Raw genomic sequence first — 10,441 nt, 5'->3', positions numbered from 1 at the left:
GGGAAAGCGTGCCTTGACAAACCGATCTCCACCGTGTTGGGGAAAAGAATCGGGGGCCGGGAGGGGGAAGGGTGCGGGGAGGGGTCGGTGGATCGTGGGTTGTGTTGCCGGGTGGCCGTTGGGTGGAGGCAAGGGAGCGCGGCGGTGGGTTGGACGGCGAGGTGCGTTGGGGGTGGGGGTTGGGTGGGGACGGAAGCGCCCCAATGTGGCGTTCAGTGCGTTGAGCGCAACGAATGCCGCATTGGGGCGCGCGGGGTGGTGCGGGGGGTCAGCGTTGGGGGGCTAGACCCTTGGCCAGGTCGAAGGGGTCGGTGCCGGTGGGGAGGAGAGCGATGATGGGGGTGGCGAGGCCGTTGTCCACATAGGACTGGACCTGGTCGCGGCAGGATTCGACGGAGCCGTGGATGACGAGGTCGTCGACGACGGAGTCGGGGATGAGTTCGTTGGCCTTCTTGCGGTCGCCGGCGGACCAGGCGGTGTGCATGGGGGCGAGTTGGTCGCCGCGGCCTAGCCAGTCGTGGAAGGCGGCGTAGACGGGGACGGTCAGGTAGCTGGAGATCATCATGCGGCCCAGGGCCCGTGCGGCGTCTTTGTCTTCGGTGGGGCAGACGAAGATTCGGGCGGCGAGTTCGACGTCGGGGCCGATGACTTTGCGGATCTGGGGGACGTCGGTGGCGGAGAGCCAGTTGGTGATGGCGCCGTCCGCTTCGGCCGCGGCGAGGCGGAGCATGCCGGGGCGCAGGGCCGCGAGCATGATCGACGGGGCGGGGTCGGGGGCGCGTTCCAGGCGGAACTTGTTGACGGAGAAGGTGTCGTAGGACTGGGTGACCTTTTCGCCCGCCAGGGCGCTGCGGAGGAAGTGGAGGGTGTCGCGGGTGCGGACGAACGGTTCCTCGAAGGCCGCGCCGTTCCAGCCTTCGACGATGACCGGGGAGGAGGCGCCGATGCCGAGGACGAAGCGGCCCGGGGCGAGTTCGGCGAGGGTGGAGGCGCTCATGGCCAGGAGGCCCGGGCCGCGCGTGTACACGGGCACGATGGCGGTGCCGAGGCGTAGCTGGGGCGCCCATTGGGACGCCAGCACCAACGGGGTGAAGGCGTCGGTGCCGGCGGTTTCGGCCGTCCACGCGTCGGTGTAGCCCAGGTCGGGCAGTTGTTCCACGAGGGCGCGATGCTCCATGAGCGGCACCCCCGTGAGCGGGATGGTCAGGCCCCACCGGTTCATGCGTTCTCCTTGTCGACGGTGACGGAGGCGAGCTCACGCAGGATCCAGTCGACCTGCGTGCGCATCAGGTTTTCCGCGACCTCCTCGGCCTGCGGGGTCATGTGGGTGGCCCCGGCCAGCGGGAGGAAGACGTGGGGGCGGCCCTTCGCCAGCAGAGCGCCCGACAACCTCAACGAGTGCGCCGGGAAGACGTTGTCGTCGGCGAGGCCGTGGACGATGAGCAGCGCCCGGGAGAGTTCGCCGGCGTCGGCGATCAGCGAGTTGTGCTCGTAAACCTCGGGGGCGTCCTGCGGGTTGCCCAGGTAGCGCTCGGTGTAGTGGGTGTCGTAAAGGGCCCAGTCGGTGACGGGGGCGCCGGCGACGGCGGCGTGGAAGACGTCCGGCCGACGGAGGACGGCGAGCGCGGAGAGGTAACCGCCGTAGGACCAGCCGCGGATGGCGACGCGTTCGAGGTCCAGCTCGGGGTGGTCGGCCGCGGCGGCGTGGAGGGCGTCCACCTGGTCGGCGAGGGTGACGTCGGCGAGCTTGCCCGCGATCTCGCGCTCCCAAGCCGGGCCGCGGCCGGGCGAGCCTCGGCCGTCGGTGACGAGCACGGCGAAGCCCTGGTCGGCGAGCCACTGCGGGGTGAGGAAAGCGTTGCGGCTCTGGAGCACGCGCTGGGCGTGGGGGCCACCGTACGGGTCGAGCAGAACCGGGAGCTTGCCCTCGCTGGGCTCGTAGCCGCGCGGCAGCACCAGGGCGCCGCGCAGGCCGCGCTCGCCCAGCGTGAGCCACGTCAGGTTGGGTTCGATCTCGGGGTCCACTGTGGACGACGTGATGCGGCCGATCTCCGCGCCGTCGCGCAGGACCGTGACGACCGGGCCGCTGTGGGCGAGGCTCCATTCCGTGAGCACGGTCAAAGAGGCGCTGCCGGAGCCGACGTGCACGCCGTCCTGAGTGGACAGTCGCCGGACGCCGCCGGACTCGGTGCGGTAGACGTGGATCTGGGTGGAGTCGGCCTCCGACGCGGTGAAGAGCACCTGCTCGCCCGCGTGCAGGACCGCGCGAAGCTGCATGCCCGGCGGCGTGACGGGCTCCCCCGCCACCACGAGGCGGTGGTCGCCGTCGGCGGCGCTGGTGGTGACGAGCCGGCCGTCGGAGGTCCACGCGGGCACGCCCTGCACGATGTCGACCCAGTGCTCGTCGGTCTCGGTGTGCAGCTCGGTCACGGAGCCGTCGGCCGGGTCGAGCGCCAGCACGGTGAGGCGCTTCTGGTCGCGCGGCTGCACCGCGAGCAGCGGCGCGCCGCCGGCCGACCAGTGCACCGTGACCAGGTACTCCCAGTCGCCGCGCTCGACGTCGACGCGGCTGCCGTCCAGGCCGAGCACCGCGAGCGACACCACGGCGTTGGGCGAACCCGCGGACGGGTAGGCCACGACGTTGGCCGGGTGGTCCGGGTTGGCGGGGTCGCCGATGGTCCAGCGCGGCACCGGGCCGCGGTCGGAACGCTCGACGATGAGGCTCTGCCCGTCCGGCGCCCACCAGTAGCCGCGCGTGCGGTCCATCTCCTCGGCGGCGATGAACTCCGCGAGACCCCAGGCGATGTCGTCGCCGTCTTCCTCGACGAGGGCGCGGTCGGTGCCCGTGGCCAGCTCGATCACGCGCAGCCGGCGATCGCGGACGTAGGCGACGTGCGTGCCCGTCGGGTTGGGGCGCGGGTCGACGACCGAGCCGTCGACGAGCACCGCGGTCGCGCCGGTGGCCAGGTCGAGCGTGTAGAGCTTGCCGGACAGCGTGAAGGTGACGACGGTGAACGCGTCGTCCACGCCGTAGGCCACCACGCCGCCGCCGGTCTCCCGCGCGCGCTCGCGCCGGGCCCGCTCCTCCGGCGGCAGGTCCTCCTCGGCGGGCAGCAGCTCCGCGGCGTCGACGAGCTTGGCCTCCGTGCTGCTCCCGAGGTCGAGCGACCACAGGCTGTGCCGCGGGTCCGTGCCCGTCTCGCTGCGGAGGAACAGCACGCGCGAGCCGTCCGGGGCCACGCGGAACTGCTTGGGGGCGCCGAGGGTGAAGCGCTGCGTGCGGGCCTGGCGGCGGAGGAACGGAACGTCGTCGAGAGCAGAGTCGGTCACGCCCGCACTCTTCCAGACGATCAGGCCGCCACGCCATCACCCTTCAGCATCGCCAGCTGCTCGGCGACGTCGAAGTCCGGCTCCGGGAACCGCGGCGCCATCTCCGTCATCGTCTCGATCAGCAGCTCGGCGACGGCCCAGTTGCGATACCACTTGCGGTCGGCCGGCACGACGTACCACGGCGCGTGCTCGGTCGAGGTGCGCGCGAGCAGGTCCGCGTAGGCCTGTGCGTAGGCGTCCCAGTGGCCGCGGGCCTCGACGTCGGACGGCGCGAACTTCCAGATCTTCTCCGGCCGCTCCAGCCGCGAGACGAGCCGGCGCAGCTGTTCCTCGGGCGAGATGTGCAGGAACACCTTGACGATCGTGGTCCCGGCCGCCGCGACCTCCTCCTCGAACGCGTTGATCTGCGAGATCCGGCTGCGCCGCTCGGCCGCGGTGAGCAGGCCGGCGACGCGGGGCACCAGCACGTCCTCGTAGTGCGACCGGTCGAACACCCCGATATGGCCCGACGCCGGCAGCTCCTTGCGGATGCGCCACAGGAAGTCGTGGCGGCGCTCGGCCGGCGTCGGAACCTTGAAGCCCTTGTACCGCACGCCCATCGGGTTCACCAGGCCCAGCACGTGCCGGACGGTGCCGCCCTTGCCGGAGGTGTCCATGCCCTGCAGCACGAGCAACACGCTGCGGCCACCTCCGCTCGTGCCCTCGGCGTACAGCGCCTCCTGCAGGGCGTCGAGCCGTTCACCGGCGGTGGCGAGTTTCTTCTCGCCCTTGCCCTTCTTGTCCGGCCCGACCGGTGAGGAACCCGGATCCGGCAGCTCCGCCGTGGCACGGAGCGCGTCGCGGATCCGGGTCCCGTTGTCCTTCTTCGCCATCCGGCGACGATAACGTCAGGAAGCGGCCTTCGCGGCGAAGAGTTTCAGCAGTCCGTTCCAGCCGCCCTCGGTGTTCACGCCGTCTCGCACCTTCTGCGCGGTGGCGCCGTGCCGCTCGAACGCGCGGTGCTCAAGGTCGACTCGCGTGGTCCCGGGCCCTTCCTCGGTGAAAACCAGCTCGATCTCACTTGCGTGTGCCGGGTCCGGATCGATCTTCCAGTCCCCATTGATCTGCCACGACAGAACCACTCGGCCGGGTGGCTCCCACACGAGCACGCGGCCCCAGTCGCACTCCGACCCGTCCGTGAGCCGCTCGTAGCAGCGCCCGCCTTCTTTCGTCTCCATCACGGCCTCGGCGAGCTCTCCCTTGCCGATGTGGTGCTCGCGCGGCCACCAGCTGTCGAAACCCTCGGTGTAGACCTTGAACGCGTGCTCGCGCGAGCAGGCGACGGTGATCGTCTTGCGAATCGGTTCGAGTGTCATGACGCTTCGCTTCCTGGATCGGTTTCCTCGGCTTTCCTGGCGAACGAACTCAGCGCGTCGGACCACATCCCGTCGAGGTAGGCGCGCAACGCGGCGATCCCTTCGGGGCGCAGCCGGTACAGCCGTCTCGTCCCGGCCGCCTGGTCGACGACCAGACCCGCTTCCTTGAGCACCTTCAGGTGCTGCGAGACCGCCGGACGGCTGATCGGCAACGCCGCGGCCAGCTCCCCCACCGCCCGCGGCCCGTCGCGCAACGCTTCGAAGATCGCGCGCCGCGACGGGTCGGCGAGGGCGGAGAGCTGGTCGCTTCCGTAAGTCGCCACGAACGGTAAGTTACAGCTTACCAATGACAGCGGTCAACGCCACGCATCGATTCGCCGGTCAGACCGCCCGACTGCGCAACGAACGACGGGTGAAAGCAACGTTTCCCGACTGAATTCCCCGCCCGTTGGATCTAGCCTGAACGCATGACGACGCTCGCCGGTCGGGAGACCGCCAGCCCTGCCTCCGCCGACGGCTTCATCGAGCTCGACGAGCGGTGGAGCACCCACAACTACCACCCGCTGCCCGTCGTGATCGCCGAGGCCGAGGGCGCGACGGTGACCGACGTCGAGGGCAAGAGCTACCTCGACTTCCTGTCCGGGTACTCCGCCCTGAACTTCGGCCACCGCCACCCCGCGCTGATCGCCGCGGCCGTGGAGCAGCTGGGCCGGGTCACGCTGACCTCGCGCGCGTTCCACCACGACCAGCTCGGGCTGTTCTGCCGCGAGCTGGCCGAGCTGACCGGCACCGAGATGGTGCTGCCGATGAACTCCGGTGCCGAGGCCGTGGAGTCGGCGGTGAAGGTGGCGCGCAAGTGGGCGCACCAGGTCAAGGGCGTGCCCGACGGCACGGCCGAGATCGTGGTCGCGGGCGCCAACTTCCACGGCCGCACCACCACGATCGTCTCGTTCTCCACCGACGACACCGCGCGCGCCGGCTTCGGCCCGTTCACGCCGGGCTTCGTCACGGTCCCCTACGGCGACGCGGCCGCCCTGCGCGCCGCCATCACCCCGCGCACGGCCGCGGTCCTGCTCGAACCGGTGCAGGGCGAGGCCGGCGTGATCGTGCCGCCGGCCGGGTACTTCGCCGACGTGCGCCGCGCGTGCGACGAGAACGGCGTGCTGCTCATCGCCGACGAGATCCAGTCCGGCCTCGCCCGCACGGGCACCGTGCTGGCGCTGGACCACGAGGGCGTGCGCGCCGACGTCTACACGCTCGGCAAGGCCCTCGGCGGCGGCATCCTGCCCGTGTCCGCGGTGGTCGGCAGCCGCGACGTGCTGGGCGTGCTCAAGCCGGGCGAGCACGGTTCGACGTTCGGCGGCAACCCGGTGGCCTGCGCCGTCGGCCGCGCGGTGGTGCGGCTGTTGCAGACCGGCGAGTACCAGCAGCGCTCGGCCGAGCTGGGCGCGCACCTGCACGAACGTCTGTCCGCTTTGGTCGGCCACGGCCTGTCGGAAGTCCGCGGCCGCGGCCTGTGGGCCGGTGTGGACATCGCGCCGGGCGGGCCCACGGGGCGCGCCGCGTCGGAGGCGCTCGCCGGGCTGGGTGTGCTGTGCAAGGAGACGCACGACCACACGCTGCGCATCGCGCCGCCGCTGGTGATCAGCCGCAACGAGCTGGACCGCGGCATCGACGCGATCGCCCAGGTGGTGCGCCGCTAGGCCGTTCGCGGGAGCGTTTCGCCCGGTTCGCTCGTTGGGTCCGGTATGGGACGAGGGGACTGGGTCGAACGGCCGCTGGTCGGCACGGACGACGTCGACCCCGCGCAGCTGTACGCGCGGGGCAAGCAGCTGCGGGAGCGCGCGCCGGTCGAGGCGCACGACCACGCGGCGGCGGGCGCGGGGCGTCCGCGCGTGCGGGAGTACTTCGAGGCGAGCAACGCGGGGCGGCTGCCCGAACTGGTGGAGCTGCGGCGGGAGCGGATGGCGGCGTCGCCGTTCACCTTCTTCCGCGGCGCGGCCGGACTGATGGCGGCGGACCTCGCGGGCTCACCGTCGTCGGGGCTCACCGCGCAGCTGTGCGGCGACGCGCACGCGGCCAACTTCGGCCTGTACGGCACGCCCGAGGGCCGGATCGTCATGGACGTCAACGACTTCGACGAAACCGCGCCCGGGCCGTGGAGTGGGACCTCAAGCGGCTGTCGGCGAGCCTCGTGCTCGCCGGACGCGAGGGCGGGATCGGGTCCGCCGCGTGCCGTGAAGCCGCGGAGGACGCGGTGAAGTCCTACCGGCGCACGATCCGCGCGCTGGCGGAGCTGCCGTACCTGCAGTCGTGGAACGCACTGCCCGACGCGTCCGCCGTGTCGCGGGCGCGCGCCGACGAGCTGATCGACGACTTCGCCGAAGCCGAGGAGAAGGCGCGCCGCAACACCAGCGCCAAGGTCGTGGCCAAGTGGACCCGCCACGTCGACGACCACGAAACCGGCCTGGCGCGCCACCGGTTCGTTGAGGACCCGCCCGTGCTCACGCACATCGACGACGCCGCGGCCGCCTCGGTCGTGGCCGGGCTGACGTCCTATGTGGACACCCTGCGCGAATCGCGGCGCACGCTCGTGGCGCGCTACCGCGTGGCCGACGTCGCGTTCCGCGTGGTCGGCACGGGCAGCGTCGGGCTGCGCAGCTACGTCGTGCTGCTGCACGGCAACGAGGACGAAGACCTGGTGCTGCAAGTGAAACAGGCGCAGCCCTCGGCGCTCGCGCCCTACCTCGGCCTCTCCCCCGCCGACCACGAAGGCCGCCGCATCGTCGCCGGTGCCCGCCTCGTCCAGGCCGAGACCGACATCCTCCTCGGCTGGACCACGATCGACGGCATCCCCTTCGTCGTCCGCCAGTTCCGCAACCTCAAGGGCGCCATCGACCCGGCCGCGCTGGGCAAGAACCACCTCGACGACTACGGCCGCCTCGCCGGAGCCCTGCTCGCCCGTGCCCACACGCGCTCACTGCACCCGCAACTGCTCGCCGGCTACTTCGCCGACGACGAAGACCTCGACGAGACGATCGGCGCGTATGCGCTGCGGTACGCCGACCAGACGGAGGCCGATCACGCCGAGTTCACCGGCTGAGGCGGTGGCTTCCCGGCCCTAACCCACCAGGGAAGCCACGTCCTCCGCGCAGCCCCACGCCAGGGTGATTCCCGCGCCGCCGTGGCCGTAGCAGTGGACGACGTCGCCGGTGCGTTCCAGGCGCACGCTCGGCCGGCCCGGCCGCAGGCCCACGCGGGTGCCGAGTACGGCGGCGTCGGCCAGGCGCGGTTCCAGCTCGCGGCAGCGGCGCACGATCGCGGCCGCCACGGCGGGGTCGGGTTCGAGGTCGTTGCGGCCGATCTCCTCGGTGCCGCCGCACACGACGTGGCGGCCGTGGGGGATCACGTACGTCAGGTCGCCGTCGGCTTCCTCGACCGACCACGACGTGAGCCCCGGGTCGGCGAGGTGGACGACCTGGCCGCGCACCGGCACGAGGGTGTCGTCGCCCGCGAGGGTGCCGCCGGCGAGGCCGGTGGCGTTGACGACGACGTCGGCGTCGAGGTCGGCCAGGGACGTGACCGTGCGGTACTCGGTGCGCACGCCCAGCGCGGCGACCTGCTCGGCCAGCCACGTGAGGTACACCGGAGTGTCCACGAGCGCCGTGGTGAACGCGAGCACCGAGCCCTCGCGCGACACGTCGGTCATCGCGGTGAGCCAGCGGGGATCGGGCACGTCCGCGGCGACTCGGATCCAGCCCGGCAGGAACCGGATCCCGGGCGCCGCGAGCAGCGAGCGGTACACGCCGACGGTCGTCTCGGTCCAGCGCACCACGCGCTCGTCCGGCCGCGCCACCGGCGGGTAGATCAGCCCGCCCGCCACGGCCGACGTCGTCTCCGCCGGTTTGCCCGCCGTCACGACCGTGACGCTGTGGCCCGCCTCGGCCAGCCGGTACGCGCAGCTCAGCCCGACGACCCCGCCGCCGGCCACGGTGATCCGCATGCCGCTCCCTCCGCTCGTGCTCCCGCCCGTGATCGTGGCCGAAGCCCGGCCATCGGCGCCACCCGCCATCCGCGTAGGCTCGCTGCCGGGAGGGGAGAAATCGTGAGCCGCGTTCTGGGACTCGTCGCCGTGCTCTGCGCGCTCGCGACCGTCGCACTGGGACTCGGCTACGCGGGCGGGCACTCCCCCGGCGCGCTCGACACGTGGGCCGCGCAGGCGATCGCCGGCCTGGGCCCCACCACGCTGAACGTGCTCGTGCTGCCGACCGAGCCGTACGTGCTGATCCCGGCGATCGCGGTCATCGCCGGCGTCTGCCTGTACCTGCGCCGCCGCACGGACGCGCTGCTGGCCGTCGCGGGCCCGGCGCTCGCCGTGGCGCTCAACACCTGGGTGCTCAAACCGCTGTTCGACCGCTGGAAGAACGACATCCTCGTCTACCCGAGCGGCCACACGGTGAGCCTGGTGACGGTGCTCGTGATGCTGGTCCTGCTGGCGCGCCCGAAGGTCCTCACCGTCGTGCTCGGCGTGGTTCTCCTGTGCTGCGCGGCGATCGGCATGATCGGCCTCGGCTACCACTACCTCACGGACATCGTCGGCGGCACGTTCTTCGCCACCGCCGTGGTGACCGGCCTGCGGGCCGTCACACCGCGTCGCGTGCCAGCGCCGTCAGCCGGCTGACCGCGCGCAGGTACTTCTTGCGGTAGCCGCCGTTCACCATCTCCTCGGTGAACAGCTCCGGCAGCGGCACGCCCGACACGACCACGGGAATGGCGCGGTCGTAGAGGCGGTCGGCGAACGCCACGAGCCGCAGCCCCACGTTCTGGTCCGGCGCCGGCGTCACGTGCTTGAGGTGCACGCGCCGCACGCCGTCGAGCAGCTTGCCGTACCGCGACGGGTGCAGCTTGGCCAGATGCGCCACGAGCGCGTCGAACTCGTCCACAGTGGACCTCTCGTGCGCGGCGGCCGACGCGTCGAGCTCCTCGTCGGTCACCGGCGGCGGCGCGTCGGGCAGGCCGCGGTGGCGGTAGTCCGGCCCGTCCACCCGCACCACTTCGAAGCGGCGCGAGAGCGCCTGGATCTCGCGCAGGAAGTCCTCGGCGGCGAAGCGGCCCTCGCCCAGCTTGTCGGGCAGTGTGTTGGACGTCGCGGCGATGTACACGCCCGCGTCGGTGAGTTCCTGCAGCAGCCGGCACACGAGCGTGGTGTCGCCGGGGTCGTCGAGTTCGAACTCGTCGATCGCGAGCAGCCGGTGCTCCGACAGCCGCCGCACGGCCTCGGCGAACCCGAGCGCGCCGACGAGGTGCGTGAGCTCCACGAAGGTGCCGTACGCCTTGGGCGAAGGCGCGTCGTGCCAGGTCGAGGCGAGCAGGTGGGTCTTGCCCACGCCGAACCCGCCGTCGAGGTAGAGGCCCATCGGCCCCACGGGGGCGGTCTCGCCGCCGAAGAGCGAACGCAGCCGCGACTTCTTCGCCGGCCGGTCGCCGATGCGCCCGGCGAACGCCGAACACGACTTCACGGCGGCGGCCTGGCTCGGCTCGTCGGGGTTCGGGAGGTAGGTGGAGAACCGCGCCTCGCCGAACCGCGGCGGCGGCACCATGGAGGAGATCAGCTCGTCGGCCCCGAGCTCGGGAAACCGGTCCGCCAGGGCAGCTGGGGGCATGGCTGCAGAGCCTAGCCAGGCCCCGCGCGCGGGCGGTCGTGGTGTCCGCACCCGCGTATCCCCCGGTCGGGGCCGGGTCGGTGCCCGTGCTGG

General features: G+C 72.1%; 9 protein-coding genes and 1 pseudogene. 3 read left to right on the top strand and 7 right to left on the bottom strand.

The genetic code is table 11. The features are described 5' to 3' along the window. Window positions 1-268: 268 nt before the first annotated feature. Genes ACQPXB_RS14310 through ACQPXB_RS14290 form a run of 5 tightly spaced genes read right to left on the bottom strand, consistent with a single transcriptional unit; the run spans window position 269 to window position 5,008 of the window. Complete coding sequence (locus ACQPXB_RS14310) at window positions 269-1,222, bottom strand: LLM class F420-dependent oxidoreductase (protein WP_432852119.1); 954 nt, start codon at window positions 1,220-1,222, stop codon at window positions 269-271. Then, window positions 1,219-3,330, bottom strand: coding sequence for a prolyl oligopeptidase family serine peptidase (locus ACQPXB_RS14305; protein WP_432852116.1), 2,112 nt, complete (start codon window positions 3,328-3,330; stop codon window positions 1,219-1,221). The genes ACQPXB_RS14310 and ACQPXB_RS14305 overlap by 4 nt, the downstream gene beginning before the upstream one ends. A gap of 20 nt (window positions 3,331-3,350) precedes the next feature. Beyond that, on the bottom strand, window positions 3,351-4,202 hold the full coding sequence (locus ACQPXB_RS14300) for a PPK2 family polyphosphate kinase (RefSeq protein ID WP_432852113.1): 852 nt from the start codon (window positions 4,200-4,202) through the stop codon (window positions 3,351-3,353). A gap of 15 nt (window positions 4,203-4,217) precedes the next feature. Continuing rightward, window positions 4,218-4,685: an SRPBCC family protein gene (locus ACQPXB_RS14295; RefSeq protein ID WP_366583195.1), complete on the bottom strand. Its 468-nt coding sequence runs from the start codon at window positions 4,683-4,685 to the stop codon at window positions 4,218-4,220. Continuing rightward, complete coding sequence (locus tag ACQPXB_RS14290; RefSeq protein WP_366583194.1) at window positions 4,682-5,008, bottom strand: ArsR/SmtB family transcription factor; 327 nt, start codon at window positions 5,006-5,008, stop codon at window positions 4,682-4,684. The genes ACQPXB_RS14295 and ACQPXB_RS14290 overlap by 4 nt, the downstream gene beginning before the upstream one ends. Window positions 5,009-5,152: 144 nt before the next feature. Between ACQPXB_RS14290 and rocD the strand changes: the two genes are divergently transcribed. After that, a complete protein-coding gene (rocD, locus tag ACQPXB_RS14285; RefSeq protein ID WP_386956284.1) occupies window positions 5,153-6,388 on the top strand; it encodes an ornithine--oxo-acid transaminase in 1,236 nt (411 codons plus the stop codon). 45 nt (window positions 6,389-6,433) lie between these two features. Beyond that, window positions 6,434-7,788: pseudogene (locus tag ACQPXB_RS14280) on the top strand (DUF2252 domain-containing protein). An 18-nt stretch (window positions 7,789-7,806) separates the two neighbouring features. Here the strand turns inward: ACQPXB_RS14280 and ACQPXB_RS14275 are convergent. Next, on the bottom strand, window positions 7,807-8,688 hold the full coding sequence (locus ACQPXB_RS14275) for an FAD-dependent oxidoreductase (RefSeq protein WP_432852107.1): 882 nt from the start codon (window positions 8,686-8,688) through the stop codon (window positions 7,807-7,809). 102 nt (window positions 8,689-8,790) lie between these two features. Between ACQPXB_RS14275 and ACQPXB_RS14270 the strand changes: the two genes are divergently transcribed. Then, a complete protein-coding gene (locus ACQPXB_RS14270; protein ID WP_432852104.1) occupies window positions 8,791-9,366 on the top strand; it encodes a phosphatase PAP2 family protein in 576 nt (191 codons plus the stop codon). On the opposite strand, the gene zapE is transcribed toward ACQPXB_RS14270, so the two are convergent. Beyond that, window positions 9,329-10,348, bottom strand: a complete 1,020-nt coding sequence (gene zapE, locus ACQPXB_RS14265) for a cell division protein ZapE (protein ID WP_432852101.1) — start codon at window positions 10,346-10,348, stop codon at window positions 9,329-9,331. The genes ACQPXB_RS14270 and zapE overlap by 38 nt on opposite strands. Window positions 10,349-10,441 lie beyond the last annotated feature (93 nt).

This window comes from Amycolatopsis sp. CA-161197 (assembly GCF_050942255.1).
GTDB lineage: Bacteria > Actinomycetota > Actinomycetes > Mycobacteriales > Pseudonocardiaceae > Amycolatopsis.
This window is presented reverse-complemented; position numbering and strand designations above follow the sequence as displayed.